Origin of the sequence: Aeribacillus composti, from assembly GCF_007827555.1 — a bacterium.
Lineage (GTDB): Bacteria > Bacillota > Bacilli > Bacillales > Aeribacillaceae > Aeribacillus > Aeribacillus composti.
In genome coordinates, this window is the sequence record NZ_VISS01000038.1 from 21,558 (window position 1) to 37,567 (window position 16,010).

The following is a 16,010-nucleotide window of genomic DNA, read 5'->3' on the forward strand; positions in this document are numbered from 1 at the left end:
CTGCCTGTTTAAACACCGGGGCTGTCCGATAAGTCCCTAAAATGAAGCAAGTGGAGAAAAACAATTCGTTTCTCTCCACTTGCTTTTATATTTTTTCGATTTTTATCTGAAAGTAGCTGGCGGATGCCGGCTACTTTCAGTATGTTGTGGGCTAATGCCACAATCCCGTCAATCAAATGTAATGAACAAGAAAACATATTCATCATTCACAATCAATACTAAAACTATACAAAGAAGGCTGACTCAACATCGCTGAAAAGCAATGTGTTGAATCAGCCTTTTACTTTTGATTTCTCCGATGCTCTCGCCATGAATTGGAATATATGATAGGAAGATGCTGCGCTTTTTCCAAGGAATATACGTAAACAAAACCTTCTATATTTTGCCGGCTATCCTTGACCCAAACACGCTCATACTCATTATTCGGCCGGCCTTCTATAAAATCCTCCAGCAAATCCATTTGCCTTAATCCTTCTTCTGTCACAATGAGCCATTCACCGGCAACTTCGTCTTCACCTTCATCAAGAACAAGCGCTGGATAATCTCCTACATCATACAGTCGGCCTTTCACATGCCCCTTTTTGCAAGAGATTAAATAGGGCTCTACAACATGATGATTTGCTTCGCCGACTAACAACGTTCCATACACAAAAATTTGATAAACCATGGCAGCTCACCTCAAAAAGTTTAATCCGGTCAGTGAACATCGACACGTCAGTTGAAAAGAGCGATTTCCCACCTCAAAAATTCATAGCCGGTCAGCGGGACTATGAAAGCTAGTATGTAAAAAAATTTATTCCTAGGCGGCAAATCGATTGAAAAGAGCTACCGCCCCCACCTTAAAAAACATAACCAGCTAAGCAAGACCATGAAAACTGACATGTATAAAAATTTGTTCCCTAAGCGGCAAATGCACCGGTAAACTAATTGAAAAGAGCTACTACCGAATAATTTTCATAATCATCCGATTCAATACTTCGGAAAACACTAGTCCCATGGCGATAGCTCCTGATATGATAAAAGCTTTAGCTGCTAGTTCAATCGCCGTAAAATAGTCTTGCTCGACTACATGGCGCATGGCATCATACGCAATCCCTCCTGGGACAAGCGGAATAATACCTGGAACAGAAAAAATGATGATCGGCGCTTTATACATTTTCGTAAACAAGTGACTAATGAAGGCAACAAGAAGCGCTGAAATAAATGCAGCGATTATTAAATCCATCTTAAAATGAATCAAGAATAAATACGAAAGCCATCCAACTGCTCCCGCAATTCCGCATGCAAATAACGTCTTTTTTGGTACATTAAAAATAATTCCAAATGCAAATGCTGCAATAAAGCTTGCTGCAAGTTGTGACAGCATGACAACAATCCTTTCAATTAATAAATCGATAAAACGATGGCAATTCCTGACCCGATCGCAAAAGCTGTTAAAAACGCTTCAGCTCCCTTTGATAATCCAGCCACTAAATGTCCTGCCATCAAATCGCGGACAGCATTCGTGATATGCAGCCCCGGTACAAGCGGCATGACAGAACCGATAATAATTTTATCTAAATCTGTCCCGATGCCCAGCTTCACCTGCCAAATGGCTGTAAATCCAATGACAAACGATGCTAGGAACTCTGAAAAAAATTTAATTTTAGCAAAACGATGAACATAAACTAAAAATGCAAAACCTAAGCCGCCTGAAATCATGGCAGGAACAAAATCTGCCCACTTTCCTTGAAACATGATTAAAAACCAGCCGCTCAAGATGGAAACGGAGGTCAATTGCAGCCAAACTGGATATTCAGGTTTTGATTCGTCTATTTGCTTCAGTTCCAGCAAAGCTTCATCAACAGATATTTCACCCTGCGCCATCCTTCTAGAAATGTTGTTCACCATCGCAACTTTATTTAAATCTATTGTCCGTTCCAGCACACGTACAAGTTTTGTCTGTTCCATTTCGTCAATGGAAAATATAATTCCAGTGGGCATAGCAAAACAATGAGACTGCTTTACACCAAGGGATGTAGCCATCCTCTGCATCGTATCCTCAACGCGGTACGTTTCCGCTCCATTTTCAAGCATAATTTTACCAGCTAGCAAACAGGCTTCAATAATCTTGTTGGAATTTAATTGCACGCTAATCTCTCCAATAAACTTCATTTCCTATTATTATATCCAAGTCTTTTGGTAAGTGAATGGCAAAACGATTCAGCCTTTTATAGGTCTTTAAGTATTAAATCTTAGCACCTCATCGACCAAATGCTCAAGCTTTTTCTTCTGATCAATTTGGGACATCACCGCGTAAATCAGCGCTCGCCGCGGAACAGAAGATTGCAATTCTTCCTTTAGAAAGGATAGCAATTCCTTTTGCTCCTCATCTGCCGATTTTTTTATTTTATCAATTTGATTGAAAAGGGATTCCTTTTTCTTTTTCCGATTCAAAGCCTCTTCCGGCTCCAGCCTTTCTACTATATCCGGATCAAATAGCTGATCCTTCGCTTTCACAACATTTTCCGCTATTTTTTCAATTCTTCTCAACGAATAAGCGATTATGCTGTTAATTTCTATTTCTGCTCCGGCAGTGACAGCGAAATGAATGGCGTTTTGAACCATTCCATACAACAACACGGCCAAATCAACCGAATACGGACGTATTTGTTCCCCGAATACTTCTGCAATCCTCTTCTGTGCCCAGCAAAGTTCATCAAAATGATACTGCTGCACCAATCCTTTAAGCTCTTCATCTTCTGACATCAGCACACCATAAAACAGAGCGAATAGTTTATTTTCTTTACTGATTTCCATCTTGACTTGAATTTGTTCGATAAACGCGTTTTTATCGTTTGCTTGCCTGCCAGCCAACACTTCCATTCTCCGCTGATCTGTTTCCATTTTAATCTTTTCAAAAATACTAATTAAAAGTTCTTTTTTCGATGAGAAATAATTATAAAATGTCCCTTTCGATATCCCGCTTTTATCTAAAATATCTTGAACTGATGTTCTCACAAATCCCTTTTCAACAAAAAGAGTATGCGCCGCTTCCATTACTTGTCTTTTTCGATCGTTCAATTTGACTGCACATCCTTTATGATTGAACTCAAAATAAAAGTTATTGTTGATTTTTTTATACTATCAGTATATATTATTATTATCTTTTATAACAACAGTATAAAATAATATACTATAAGTACAAGGAGGATTCTCGCTTGACCAATCATGAAACATTAAACAAACCGCCTTATGGGATGATTGCCATTTTATTTGTTGGTGCCTTTGTGTCTTTTGTTAACGAAACGTTTCTAAATGTTGCACTTCCATCCATTATGAAGGATTTTGAAATATCTCCTTCATCCGCGCAATGGCTGTCAACAGGCTACATGCTGATTAATGGGATTTTAATTCCTGCCAGCGCATTCTTGTTGCAAAAGTTTACGAATCGCCAACTATATTTAACAGCAATGAGCTTGTTTACAGCCGGTACAGTGCTAGCTTCACTTTCGCCGACATTTGGCGTGTTATTGGTTGCAAGAATGTTTCAAGCGGCCGGTTCAGCGATCATGGCTCCCTTATTAATGAATGTCATGCTTGTCGCTTTTCCTGTTGAACGGCGCGGCACAGCAATGGGATTTTTTGGACTCGTAATGATCACTGCGCCAGCGATAGGGCCAACGCTATCCGGATGGATTGTTGAGCATTATTCATGGCGTACATTGTTTGACATCGTTATTCCGATCGCTGCTCTCACACTCATCCTTGCAATCTTTAAATTAAAAAACATTTTGCCTCAAAAACAAATATCTTTGGATATTTTATCGCTCATCTTATCAAGCATCGGGTTTGGCGGCATTTTATACGGGTTTAGCTCCGCCGGGGAAAAAGGCTGGGATTCCGTTTATGTATATGGAACCATTATTGTCGGAACGATCAGCTTAGTCTTGTTTATTGTGCGGCAATTAAAAATGGAAGAGCCTCTTTTGCAATTTCGAATTTATAAATATCCGATGTTCGCCTTATCATCCGCTATTTCGATCGTCCTTTCGATGACGATGTTCTCAGCGATGCTGCTTATGCCAATATATATTCAAACAATTCGCGGCATTTCACCTTTTGATTCCGGACTTTTAATGCTGCCGGGAGCAATCATCATGGGAATTATGTCGCCGATAACAGGAAGGCTTTTTGATAAATTTGGTGCTAGAGCGCTCGCCATTATCGGCTTATCTATTACCATTTTTACAACATATGAATTCAGCCACTTAACAATGGATACATCCTACAGCTTTTTAATGCTTATGTACTCATTAAGAATGTTGGGAATGTCGATGGTGATGATGCCCGTCATGGCAAACGGAATCAATCAGCTGCCGCAAACCATGAACCCGCACGCTACAGCGATGAACAACACGTTGCAGCAAGTTTCAGGAGCTGCTGGTTCAGCGCTGCTGGTCACGCTCATGCAAAACAAAGCAGAGTCGGAAGCGGAGCGATTGGCGCAATCCGCAGCGGGTGATCCAGCAAAAATGGCCGATATCATGAATGAAGCAATGCTAAATGGAATCAACTTTTCTTTCAAAATATCAGTGTTAATTGCACTGATCGCCCTCGTTCTCACTTTCTTTATCAAACGGGCAAAACCAGAAGGAGAAACATTTTTAAAACAATCCGCATCATAAAATAGAAAGCCTCTAGACTAAGTTCATCAGTCTAGAGGCTTTTTCATTCAAAATATCTAGATTTTCCAGCCGGAATTAAAAGGCAGCTTCAACAGCAGCTGAACATTTCATACCTATTTACTTATCATCAACCCTCTTATAATCAAAAAGCTGCAGAGACTGCTTCAATAATATGTTCTGCATCAGAAGTTGACATCCGATACAGTTACCCCATTTTTCTTTTGAAATCGCCTTGCCGCATGGAAACAAATAAGGCTTGATCCGACAATATATTTAACCCGTTATTTTCTCGTGTAGCCGAAGCATTCAATTTTTTCTGCGGATTTACAGCGCTTCCCAAACAGCGGCGATTCCTTGTCCTCCGCCAATACATGCAGATACAGCGCCATATTTTTTGTTTCGCCTTTTTAATTCATAAATAAGAGTTGTCGTGATTCTTGTTCCGCTTGCAGCAAGAGGATGTCCTAGCGCAACGGCTCCCCCATTTACATTACCTATTTCAAGATCAAAGCCTAATTCTTTTTGGCATGCTAAATATTGAGCAGAGAAAGCTTCATTGATTTCAATTAAGTCCAAATCAGAAATCGTTAAATTTGCTTTCTTTAATGCATTTTGAATAGCAGGAACCGGACCGATCCCCATATACTTCGGTTCTACTCCTACAACATCCCAGGAAACAAGGCGGGCAATCGGTTTTAACCCCTTTTCTTCTGCATAATCACTTGATGCAATGACAACAGCTGCTGCTCCATCAACCATACCGCTTGCATTTCCCGGCGTGACAACACCATTTTCAATAAATCTAGGCTTTAATTTACTAAGCTGCTCCATGCTCGTATGGCGGATATGTTCATCTTGATCAATAATGATGTCTCCTTTTTTCCCTTTCACAGTAACCGGTACAATTTCTTCTTTAAAATACCCTTTTTCTCTCGCTGCAATCGCACGCTCATGGCTAGATAAAGCATGACGGTCAATTTCTTCCCTCGTTAAATTATATTTGACAGCTAAATTTTCAGCTGTTTCAGCCATTGTGCAGCCGCCATACGTATCATATAGTCCATCCCATAACCAGTCTTCTACAACAGGCGAACCTAGAGGACTTCCCCATCTCATACCGCGAATGACATGCGGTACTTGACTCATATTTTCCGTGCCGCCAGCCAGCACAACATTTGCTTCTCCCGTTAAAATGTAGCGGGCGCCTGTTAGGATTGCTTCAATCCCCGTCCCGCATAAACGATTAATCGTTACGGCAGGAACTTCAATCGGGGTGCCGGCTTTTAATCCAACATGTCTTGCTAAAATGTGTGCATCTCTGCTTGATTGCTGAACGTTTCCAAACACAACATGATCAATTTCATCAGGCGAAATATTAGATTTTCGAATAGCTTCTTTAGCCGCAAATGCACCTAAATCAGTCGCAGTAGTGTTTCGAAATGATCCAGATATTTCAGCAAATGCCGTTCTTGCTCCTTCCAGCAAAACGATATCTTTCATTTTATTCACTCCTCTAAACATTTCGGTATTCCAACAGTTCCTTTGCATGTATCAAATATTTCTGATGCGTTAGTGCACAAAAACGTTTTAATTTATCAGAATAATGAAAATTATTTACACGCTCATTATAAAATTACGAAAATTAAATAACAATGTTAAAAATACTTAAAAATCAAAGGAGAATTCAGCAAATTTGCGTATAGATGAACTAAACGTCAGGTAAAAACGGTTTTTCAAAAACAACCGCTGGATTGTTAATAAGGTAAAAAATGGAATGATGTCAAAATAAGTTGGGGTGAATATTTTCGATCATTTGATGAAAGTATGATGGTTTAGTATTGGATCTTGAAGAATTAGAGATACATTATATTCTAGAAAAAAAGAATTAATTATTAAACCACTCTGGAATGTACAATTTAAAAATGGTAGAAACCCGGAAAAGAAGATGGCAGCTTATCTTATGGTACTAATCCGGACGTGTTGTTTTTAAAAACCAATCATCGAATATTACATTTCTCGCTTTAGGAAAAGGACAGGTCATTTTTATTTTCTGGTTGTTTGATTATTTTTATGGCGCTTTCTTTATATCTCTTTTCCAGCTTGGTTCTTTCGTTTTGAGAAATAGCGAACTTTTCATGAGTTAACCTCTTTTGTTTCTACTAGAGTTCTATATAGAGGCAGCGAATGCATTCTTAAATGGTTCTGTAAAATATAAATAAATGAAAAATTTTACTTGGTGTGACAAAAAAAGGGAGGTAAAATGAATATTAAGTAATTGCAATATATTGTATAGGTTTAATAAAGAATTGGTGATTAAAATATTTAACCATACCTGAAAAAGCAGTTTTCGTACTTCTAAAGAAGGCGAAATATTAAAGAAAATAATACGTGATGAAGCCTTTTTTAGTTGGCTTAGAAGTAAAGACGAGTTTTTATCTAACGCTGCTAAAGAGTTTATTTTGATCTTAAAACTCAGCTTACTTCTCTTCCCAGCTAGACTACTAGATACTTCATATTTCTGATGATGATTTAACAGCTTTTAATCGAAAAAAAGGATCATTATTTTTGAAAGAAGGTGCGAAAATGATTAAGGAGCTTCATCGTTCTTTAATGGAAAATTTCGAACAATTGGTTTCGTGGAGAAGATATTTGCATCGTCATCCTGAGCTTTCTTTTCAAGAGGAAAATACACCGAAATTTATTGCAGAGAAGCTTTCCTCCTTTGGGATTGAGGTAAAGACCGGAATCGGTGGAAATGGAGTTGTCGGAATGATCAAGGGCGGAAAAGAAGGAAGAACCATTGCCTTCCGCGCTGATTTTGATGCGCTTCCGATCCATGAAGAGAACGACTCTCCTTACAGATCGTCCGTAAAAGGAGTTATGCATGCATGCGGCCACGACGGGCATACAGCAGCTCTCCTCGGGGTTGCAAAAGTATTAAGTGAAATCGACCGCAGCCGTTTAAAAGGCAACATCGTATTCATCTTTCAGCACGCGGAGGAAAAACCGCCCGGCGGCGCCAAGTTTATGATTGAAGATGGATGCCTGGACGATGTTGACCTTGTATTTGGCGCACATGTTTCCACTGATATTCCGTACGGCAAAATAGGCTTACGAGAAGGACCCGTTATGGCTGCTGTCGATGCATTTACGATTCAAATAAAAGGAAAAGGAGGCCACGGGGCCCGTCCGCATGAAACAGTAGATGCTCTTGTCATCGGCAGCCAAATTGTGAACTACTTGCAGCAAATTGTCAGCAGACGCGTGAATCCGATAGATTCAGCTGTTGTGACAGTTGGTGTGTTTCAAGCAGGAACAGCTTTCAATGTCATTGCAGAAAACGCTAGAATAGAAGGGACAGTAAGAACATTTAATCCAAACGTTAGGAAGCAAATTGAGGAAGAGATCAGAGCGATTGTTCAAGGGCTATGCCAAGCTTCGCACGCAAGCTACGAAATTGATTATTTAAACGGCTATCCTCCAGTTATCAATCCTAGAAATGAAACCGAACAATTGCGAGCCATTATTAGCGAGACGTATGCATCTGACTGTTTTTATAATTATCAGCCGTCAATGGGAGCAGAAGATTTTGCATACTACTTAAATCATAAACCAGGTGTTTATTTTCATGTCGGTGCAAGAGGAGACGATCCAAAAACTCATTATCCTCATCACCATCCCCGCTTTGACTTTGACGAGCGTGCGCTTCTCGTCTCAGGGAAAATATTTTTAAGTATTGTCAATCATTATCTTTTACAATAAAAAAATGATGTCAATTAAAAGTGGTGCAACAAATTCGAAATGTACATTGAAACAACAACAACAATGATGATTTTATGTAGCGAAACTGTCAACAAGCAAATGCACATTCTGTTCAGCCGCTTCGATCCATACGTTAAAGAAACGCAAACAAAAAATGCGAAATTTTGTACGCAAAGTAATAGTTTACAAGGAAATGCAGGTTTTCTGTTTTAAGTAGAAAACCTGCATTTTCAATAAATTTTTGAAAACAGCTTACGTACATTTTTCGCGTTTTATTTCTATATTTCTTGAGAGCTGTTTTTGGTGTATAATAATGTTCATTGAGCTTAAAATTTCCCATTGGCGAGCTACTCGCCTGGGACTTTTATTTTTTTCTTTTCCGGTGTGTTACTCCATTTGAAAATCTTATTTAAAAACTTGTAAATATTTTTGCTTTCTTTCGCAAGTAGCGGTCCTACGATCGCTAAAATGAGAACATAAAGGGCAGTAAAAGGAGTTAAAATGGGATTTAATCCTGCTGTAATCCCTAAATTTGCAACAATGATCGAAAATTCTCCACGAGCCATAATGGTTAAACCAATATTGGTAGAAGCTTTATGGGATAGCCCCGCTTTCCTCCCCGAAATCATACCAGCTACAAAGTTCCCAGCAATCGTGAGTGCGGCAGCGCCTAAAGCTAACCAGATCGCACCAGCTAATGTTGATGGATCAATACTCAATCCAAAGCTGAAAAAGAAGATTGCGCCAAAGAAATCTCTAAACGGAACTACCATATGTTCAATGCGGTCTCGATAGTCAGTTTCTGAAAAAACTAGACCTAACAGCAATGCGCCAATCGCTTCTGCAACATGAAGGGTTTCTGAAAACCCAGCAACAAAAAACAATGTAGCAAATATAACAATAATGAAAATTTCGTCAGATTTAATATTCAACCATTTATTTAATAAAGGCGAACCTTTTCGTGCAATGAAAAAAAACAGCAGCATATAGCCAACCGAAATAAGAACAGAGGTAATGATACCGAGGACAGAAGTAGAGCCGGCAAGCAAGACACCTGACATTGTGGTTAAAAATAAAGCAAGGAAAATGTCGTCAAATAAGATGATCCCAAGGATTAACTCTGTTTCTGGATTTGCTGTTCTTTTTAAATCAACAAGGACTTTGGCGACGATTGCACTGGAAGACACGCTGACAAGCCCAGCAATAATAAGAGTCTCCATCCATGGCATCCCGACGATAAATCCATATAAAAGGCCTAAAACAAAATTGATTGCTACATAAAGACTCCCGCCTACCACAATATTTCGGCCTGATTTCATCAATTTTCCAACAGAAAATTCCAAACCTAAATAAAAAAGCAAAAACAGAACACCAATGCGTCCTAAAAATTGGATAATTTCTTTGCTTTCAATAAAGGTTAAGTCGATAATCCCAATCGTTGGGGCATGCGGGCCAACAAGCATACCTAGGACAATCAGGAAAGGGATAATGGAAAATTTAAGCTTATTTGCGATAATAGCTGCAATTGCAACAAGGACAAGTGCTGTACCAACTTCAAAGACTAAATGATCCATCTATAAACCTCACTCCTTTCCTTTGTTCGATAATAAGTTGTTAACTAGTTGTTTTAGTTGGTTTCGTTCTCCTGAAATTACTAATGTATCGCCTGCCTCAATCACCGTATCCGGACCTGGGTTGTGTGTCTTCTTTGTCTTTTTTTTCTTAATAGCAATGACCGTAACTCCATAATTGTTTCTTATATCAATCTCACCGATCGTTTTATTCACAACTGGTGCACCAGGTTCTACTTGATACCATTCAATAATTAAATCATCAAACGCAAAGTCAACGGTTTCTAATGCTTTAGGTTTATATGCCATTCCGCCTAAAATTCCAGCAATTTGTCTTGCTTCTGAGTCATCAAATGTGGCAGTACTTAAAACCTCATCATGATCATCTGAATCAAAATGATAAATTTCTCTCCGTCCATCATCATGGATGACAATAACAAGCTTATCTTGGTTTTTTGTAATAATTTCAAACTTATATCCAATTCCCGGAAGTTCACTTTCTCTAATATTCATGTAAAAATTCCTCCTTATAAATGTTTTAAATGAATGGATTAAGGTTGTTGAATATTAAAGGTTTACATCAATTTCCGTTCTAATTTTTTCATCTTTCGAAATTCCTAGATATTTGAGTGTTTCAGAAGGAGACGAATGGTGAAAATATTTCTGAAGCAAAGAAATGGCGACTCCTCGTTTATAGGCATGAAATCCAAAGGTTTTACGCATAGAGTTCGTTCCAATTTTCCCTTGTATGCCGACCGCTTCTGCGGCACGATGGATAATGCGGTAAGCCTGTTGACGCGTGATGGGCTTTTTCGTTTTCGCGGACTGGAATAAATAATCTTCGCGGTTCAATTGTCTCGATTGGATATAGTGGAGAATCGCCCTTTTTACTTTTTGGTTGAGATACACTTCCTTAGTCGTTTTAGATTCTTTATGTGGAAGCAGATAAAAATCCTTTATGTAGCCGTCATCCCCCAAAACATCTCCTACTTTTATTTCCAATATTTCTGTGATCTTTAAACCGGTATTGATGCCAAACACAAAGAGTACATAATCTCGCTCTGAATGCTTTTTTAAATATCTTTTCATGGCATTGATTTGTTTTATATCTCTTAGAGCTTCAACATATTCCATATAGTTATTCCCCTTAATCCACGTTACTTAATACTATTATATACTATTATTATGTAACACGCAAACAAAGCTTTGTATTTTAAGACGAAAATAAGGGATAAGGTAAACAAACTGTTGTTTTTATGTTTAGCGGTCCTGTTATTCCTAATAAAGAGGAATTTTAATATGTAATCCTGCCCGTTTCAAGCCTTCTTTAAACAATTTTGCATACAGTATTTTCTTTATTCCATTTCATAGGAAACAATTTAGGTACCTGCTTTAAATCTTGCACTTTTATGAATTTCGCTTGAACCTCATCGCTTCCCAAATTTCGAACTGCACCTTTGTCCTTTTGCGGCATGCCCTAAGCCCATATTGTGCGCCATTAAAATAATCGTTTTTGCTCAATATCACAAAATCATCAAGAAAAGACTGATCTATTTTTAGAAAATCGGCTTATTGACGCCCCCATTAATGTTTTAGAAGCGTTGATATATCGGTGTTTATGATTTTTTGTTTTCAATGGCGATTTGACTTTCTAAGACAGCCCCCAAAGTCATCACAACCAAGCACAATTGAAAGAAACAGTTATGCTATACTTTTATATAAAAAAATGACTATTTTTCGTTCTGTTTGTGGCACATGATAAAGACGTTTTGAACTGGGGTGAAAATCCAATGCACATAAATGGAATAGAAGTGAAAGGTAAAGTCGTCGACAGACAATCTCGTTGCAAGCATTACCATAAAGATGTGGATATTATTGCAATCAAATTTTATTGCTGCCAGACTTATTATCCATGTCATAAATGCCATGAGGAAGAGGGATGCGGAAATCCACAAGTTTGGCCCAAAGCCTTGTTTGATGAGAAGGCGATTTTATGCGGCCATTGCGGGAAAGAATTGACTATTAATGAGTATTTGCACAGTGCATATCAATGCCCGAACTGCAATGCGCAGTTTAATCCAGGCTGTGGACTTCACCGTCATTATTATTTTGAAACTTAAAAAATTCATTTCAAAACGCATTACAAAAAGCCATTTCAAACTTACATTTATCAAAGTTTGAAATGGCCCTCATTTTTTAAAATAGACGTGTGTTACATACAATCTCAAAAACTAACTAAATTTTAAACTGCTGTATTAATCGATCAAAATCCATTGCTTCTTTATCCAAATGTTTTGCTGAATTTGCTACTTCCTTCATAGAAGAATTAGACTGTTCAGCAGTAGCTGTCACCTCTTCTATTCCAGCTGCAGATTCTTCTGATACAGATGCAATACTTTCAATGGATTCTCCCATTTTTTTCGTATTGTCAAGAACACTGTTAATCGATTCTGACATACCGCGAATTTTATGCGAGACTTTTTTAATGGTCTCTTTTAGTTCATTAAAGATATCACCTGTTTTGGAAATAGTTTCCGTACCTTCTGCTACGTTTCTATAGCCATCCTCCAATGAAATAACAACATTTTTAGATTCAGTTTGAATGCCTTGAATGATAGAAGTAATTTCCGAAACAGAGGAAGCTACCTGTTCTGCAAGCTTGCGCACTTCATCAGCGACAACTGCAAAACCCTTTCCATGTTCTCCTGCTCTCGCAGCCTCAATCGCAGCATTCAACGCTAAAAGGTTGGTTTGATCGGCAATTTCTTGGATGACGTTAATTAAATTGGCAATATCGTTTGTTTTTGTATCTAACCCTTTTACCATTGCGAGTGAACCTTGAATTTTCGCATCAATTGATTCCATTTTTTCGATTGATTTTATCATTGCCTGACTGCCATCCTCCGTCAGAGTAAGCATGGAGTCTGAAAATGTCTGCACTTCTTGTTGATTTTTTAACACATTTGTTACGATCGATTCAAATTCATTCATCTGTTCTAATAGCTCTGATGCAGAGTTCGCTTGTTCTTCAGCACCGCTTGATAATTCCTGCATGGTAGAAGCAATCTGTTGGCTGCCTTGCTGAACCTCTTCGGAATATTGTGACAGCGTTCTGCTTTGTTTGCTTAAATTGCCTGAAACATTTGTCATATGTCCAATAATCTGATGCAAGTTTCCTTTCATTTTATTCATAGCATTGATTAATTGGCCGATTTCGTCTTTACCGTCATAAATGACTGCATGACCTTGCAGGTTCCCGTCTGCGATTTGATTCGCCATTTTTACTGCTACAAGTAAATTTTTCCTTATAGTCCGCGTAATAAGAAAAACCACTGTTACCCCGAGAACGATTGATAAAAGGACAGATAAAACCAATATGAGTAGGCTGTGCTGCATAACATTTAATGTTTGATTGACAGCTACAATGCGTTCTTCCTCTACGGCCTTTGTCAATTGATCTAGCTGAGCAACTGTTTCTGTACGCAATTCAGCGATTTGTTCTCTTAACTTGCCGATTTCTTCCTTGTTTCCACCCTTCAAAGCCGGAACTAGCTGGTTTAAAAACAGATCATTAATCATTTCCTTGTTTGTTTCAATATTTGCTAATAAATCCCGTTGATTTTTAGTCTCCAGTTGAGACTCTATTCCCTTCTTTTTGTCTTCATACTCCTGCATACGATCATTAAACTCTTGCAAGTTTTTTTCATCCATTGTATTTATATAATCGGCCACTCGTATGTCAGCAGCTCTGAAAAGCGAAGCCATTTCTGTTATATGTACAGCCTTTTCTCCTCTACGGTCAATTTGTTCAATGTTGTTTTTTATTTGAAAAAATTGGTTTCCTATAATAATAGACGCTATAATAAATAATCCCACTGTTACGATCAAACCAATTGAATATTTCCAGCCAATATTTAAATTTTTATACATCCGTATCATAATAATCCCCCTCGTACCTTCTTATGTAACTTTTTTTCTTTTTCTAGTTGGAGGTTACACATCGGCAAAGAACGTATGGAATCACTAAAATGAAAGCGGCAAAGCAGGAAGCTATTTGAATATAGCTGTTGCAAAAGAGCCGGAAAATACTAAAAAGAAAGCAGGTAAGCCAGAAAGCACTTAAGCTGCCGCATAACCAAAAATCTTTCTATTTTTAGCACCGACTAAAATATAAAAACAACCATTTCGGGAAAAATGCAATATAAAATCTTTCCGAATGGCATCACGAATAAGAAGCAAGCCGAATGCTAACCAAATAGATAAAATATTTTTCCTTTAGAAGCTTATATTCATTATCGTCTCACCGCTTTTTCAAGCCATTGGAAACTCCCCCTAAACCAGCCTCTGATTCATGCAATGCTAATTTCTCTTGCATTATGACAAAAGCACTAGTATATGTTTCATTTTAAACCTTTACAAAAATATTTTCATTAAAAAGAATCACACATTTGTACAAATGATTTATGAGAAAGAGTAAGCACTGACCCTTCCTTTGAAGACGGAAACCATCATTGAGACAAGCTAGTATAAAACAAAAATTAAGAAAGCAGGCACTGTTCTTCTCCAGCTTTTCCGTTATATTCGTGTTGCCTGCTTATGAAATGATTAACGCTTAAATTAGCCTTAGCGGTTTGATATCCCACTTAGTTTTGATACAACCATTTCCAGCCTGTCCGAATACGTTCAAGTTCCCCTTATTTATATCCAACTTAGTGATAAAACAAATCTACTTTTTATTTCGGTTCTAGCGGAAAAAACTTTATATCCCACTTAGTTCAGATAAAACTGATCAGAAGTAGATGAACAAATCACTCTTGATCAATTTATATCCCACCCAGTTCGTAAATGTTAAATATTTCTATTTATTTATAGAATAGAAGCCATGAGAGTCTTCTCAAATCTAATCTAATCTAATTTTAAGGAGGTTTTTTGCGACGAAAACAGCCCTGCAAGGAATGGAAACTAAAGATTTCTGAATACAAAGAGCAAGTGAACTAAGCCAGAAAAATATTTTGAAGCCAACAATCCTTTCACCAATTCAAGTACTCGTTAAAAAATTTGATCAACAAAATATAAAATGAATGTATCCTTTACATCTAAATAATCATCCACATCATCGTTATCGTTTGATCATTTTTTTCTTTTTTAAAACAACAGCATCAAGTATACCAAATAAAACAAATTGTTTAAGTATTAGAACGAATACTATTCAAACATAAACTCCCTTCACACAACCGAAATTTTTCCACCTTTCTTACACACTCTTGCAAAAAAAATAAAAAATTATTCAATTTTGCATCAATTATGCAAGGATAAATAAATTTATTTTTTTAAATTTTTTATATCTAATAAATTATCCAAATATTACTCGGCATAATTCTTGCAATATATAGGTTAAGAATATATGAAAGGTGGAGCGATAATGGAGAATGTCAATTTAAGGCGATCATTGACTGTGTTTCCCTTAGTGTTATTTGGTTTAGCTTACATGGCACCAACCACAGTTTTTTCTACTTATGGGGTAGTTGCACAAATTACAAATGGGATGGTACCTGCAGCTTACATTGTCGCCTTAATAGGAATGTTATTTACTGCTTATAGCTATGGGCAAATGGTGAAAGCCTTTCCTGTTTCCGGCTCATCCTATACCTATACTCAAAAGGGAATTAATTCCCATTTGGGATTTATTGTTGGATGGGTTATTTTACTTGACTATTTATTTCTGCCAATGATTAACGGCTTATTGTTAGGTATTTATTTAAATGCCTATTTCCCTGAAGTCCCTTTTTCCGTCTGGCTGATTCTTTTTGTCCTTCTAATTACAATCGTCAATATCATTGGTGTAAAAGTGGCAACAAAGGTTAATTTGCTTCTTATTATCTGCCAATTCTTACTTATTGTAGTATTTATTTTTCTAGTGTAAATTATCATTTTATCTCCGCATAAAAAGCCTTCTTTTTTGCAAATTCCTTCGGGATGTTCTTCTCCCCTTTTCTGAAAGAGTGTGCTA

General features: G+C 37.5%; 13 protein-coding genes. 4 read left to right on the plus strand and 9 right to left on the minus strand.

Annotation, left to right across the window (positions count from 1 at the left end; genetic code table 11):
* Positions 1–280: 280 nt before the first annotated feature.
* From FB379_RS16350 to FB379_RS16365, 4 genes are all read right to left on the minus strand, one after another.
* Positions 281–667: a gamma-glutamylcyclotransferase family protein gene (locus FB379_RS16350; RefSeq protein ID WP_144598415.1), complete on the minus strand. Its 387-nt coding sequence runs from the start codon at positions 665–667 to the stop codon at positions 281–283.
* Between the two features lie 273 nt (positions 668–940).
* Complete coding sequence (locus FB379_RS16355; RefSeq protein WP_063386829.1) at positions 941–1,366, minus strand: threonine/serine exporter family protein; 426 nt, start codon at positions 1,364–1,366, stop codon at positions 941–943.
* Between the two features lie 17 nt (positions 1,367–1,383).
* A complete protein-coding gene (locus tag FB379_RS16360) occupies positions 1,384–2,154 on the minus strand; it encodes a threonine/serine exporter family protein (RefSeq protein WP_063386830.1) in 771 nt (256 codons plus the stop codon).
* A 66-nt stretch (positions 2,155–2,220) separates the two neighbouring features.
* On the minus strand, positions 2,221–3,063 hold the full coding sequence (locus FB379_RS16365) for a TetR/AcrR family transcriptional regulator (protein WP_144598416.1): 843 nt from the start codon (positions 3,061–3,063) through the stop codon (positions 2,221–2,223).
* A 176-nt stretch (positions 3,064–3,239) separates the two neighbouring features.
* On the opposite strand from FB379_RS16365, the gene FB379_RS16370 reads away from it, so the two are divergent.
* Entirely contained in the window at positions 3,240–4,667 is a 1,428-nt protein-coding gene (locus FB379_RS16370; protein WP_144598421.1) for a DHA2 family efflux MFS transporter permease subunit, read from the plus strand.
* A gap of 324 nt (positions 4,668–4,991) precedes the next feature.
* On the opposite strand, the gene FB379_RS16375 is transcribed toward FB379_RS16370, so the two are convergent.
* Positions 4,992–6,167, minus strand: a complete 1,176-nt coding sequence (locus FB379_RS16375) for an acetyl-CoA C-acetyltransferase (protein WP_063386832.1) — start codon at positions 6,165–6,167, stop codon at positions 4,992–4,994.
* A 1,083-nt stretch (positions 6,168–7,250) separates the two neighbouring features.
* On the opposite strand from FB379_RS16375, the gene FB379_RS16380 reads away from it, so the two are divergent.
* On the plus strand, positions 7,251–8,429 hold the full coding sequence (locus FB379_RS16380) for a M20 metallopeptidase family protein (RefSeq protein ID WP_144598417.1): 1,179 nt from the start codon (positions 7,251–7,253) through the stop codon (positions 8,427–8,429).
* Between the two features lie 347 nt (positions 8,430–8,776).
* Here the strand turns inward: FB379_RS16380 and FB379_RS16385 are convergent, their stop codons facing one another.
* Genes FB379_RS16385 through FB379_RS16395 form a run of 3 tightly spaced genes read right to left on the minus strand, consistent with a single transcriptional unit; the run spans position 8,777 to position 11,134 of the window.
* A complete protein-coding gene (locus tag FB379_RS16385; RefSeq protein WP_144598418.1) occupies positions 8,777–10,003 on the minus strand; it encodes a cation:proton antiporter in 1,227 nt (408 codons plus the stop codon).
* A 9-nt stretch (positions 10,004–10,012) separates the two neighbouring features.
* Positions 10,013–10,513, minus strand: a complete 501-nt coding sequence (locus FB379_RS16390; RefSeq protein ID WP_066250077.1) for a cation:proton antiporter regulatory subunit — start codon at positions 10,511–10,513, stop codon at positions 10,013–10,015.
* Between the two features lie 54 nt (positions 10,514–10,567).
* On the minus strand, positions 10,568–11,134 hold the full coding sequence (locus tag FB379_RS16395; protein WP_130157422.1) for a tyrosine-type recombinase/integrase: 567 nt from the start codon (positions 11,132–11,134) through the stop codon (positions 10,568–10,570).
* Between the two features lie 656 nt (positions 11,135–11,790).
* Between FB379_RS16395 and FB379_RS16400 the strand changes: the two genes are divergently transcribed.
* A complete protein-coding gene (locus FB379_RS16400) occupies positions 11,791–12,120 on the plus strand; it encodes a CHY zinc finger protein (RefSeq protein WP_066250083.1) in 330 nt (109 codons plus the stop codon).
* 115 nt (positions 12,121–12,235) lie between these two features.
* Here the strand turns inward: FB379_RS16400 and FB379_RS16405 are convergent, their stop codons facing one another.
* A complete protein-coding gene (locus FB379_RS16405; protein WP_144598419.1) occupies positions 12,236–13,939 on the minus strand; it encodes a methyl-accepting chemotaxis protein in 1,704 nt (567 codons plus the stop codon).
* 1,483 nt (positions 13,940–15,422) lie between these two features.
* On the opposite strand from FB379_RS16405, the gene FB379_RS16410 reads away from it, so the two are divergent.
* Positions 15,423–15,923 (plus strand): APC family permease, encoded by a 501-nt coding sequence (locus tag FB379_RS16410; RefSeq protein ID WP_144598420.1) that lies wholly within the window; start codon positions 15,423–15,425, stop codon positions 15,921–15,923.
* Positions 15,924–16,010 lie beyond the last annotated feature (87 nt).

Bases quoted from the DNA above. Each gene is read 5' to 3' on its own strand.
- FB379_RS16350 (WP_144598415.1), bottom strand. From the start codon at position 667: ATGGTTTATCAAATTTTTGTGTATGGAACGTTGTTAGTCGGCGAAGCA.
- FB379_RS16355 (WP_063386829.1), bottom strand. From the start codon at position 1,366: ATGCTGTCACAACTTGCAGCAAGCTTTATTGCAGCATTTGCATTTGGA.
- FB379_RS16360 (WP_063386830.1), bottom strand. From the start codon at position 2,154: ATGAAGTTTATTGGAGAGATTAGCGTGCAATTAAATTCCAACAAGATT.
- FB379_RS16370 (WP_144598421.1), top strand. From the start codon at position 3,240: ATGATTGCCATTTTATTTGTTGGTGCCTTTGTGTCTTTTGTTAACGAA.
- FB379_RS16375 (WP_063386832.1), bottom strand. From the start codon at position 6,167: ATGAAAGATATCGTTTTGCTGGAAGGAGCAAGAACGGCATTTGCTGAA.
- FB379_RS16380 (WP_144598417.1), top strand. From the start codon at position 7,251: ATGATTAAGGAGCTTCATCGTTCTTTAATGGAAAATTTCGAACAATTG.
- FB379_RS16385 (WP_144598418.1), bottom strand. From the start codon at position 10,003: ATGGATCATTTAGTCTTTGAAGTTGGTACAGCACTTGTCCTTGTTGCA.
- FB379_RS16390 (WP_066250077.1), bottom strand. From the start codon at position 10,513: ATGAATATTAGAGAAAGTGAACTTCCGGGAATTGGATATAAGTTTGAA.
- FB379_RS16395 (WP_130157422.1), bottom strand. From the start codon at position 11,134: ATGGAATATGTTGAAGCTCTAAGAGATATAAAACAAATCAATGCCATG.
- FB379_RS16400 (WP_066250083.1), top strand. From the start codon at position 11,791: ATGCACATAAATGGAATAGAAGTGAAAGGTAAAGTCGTCGACAGACAA.
- FB379_RS16405 (WP_144598419.1), bottom strand. From the start codon at position 13,939: ATGATACGGATGTATAAAAATTTAAATATTGGCTGGAAATATTCAATT.
- FB379_RS16410 (WP_144598420.1), top strand. From the start codon at position 15,423: ATGGAGAATGTCAATTTAAGGCGATCATTGACTGTGTTTCCCTTAGTG.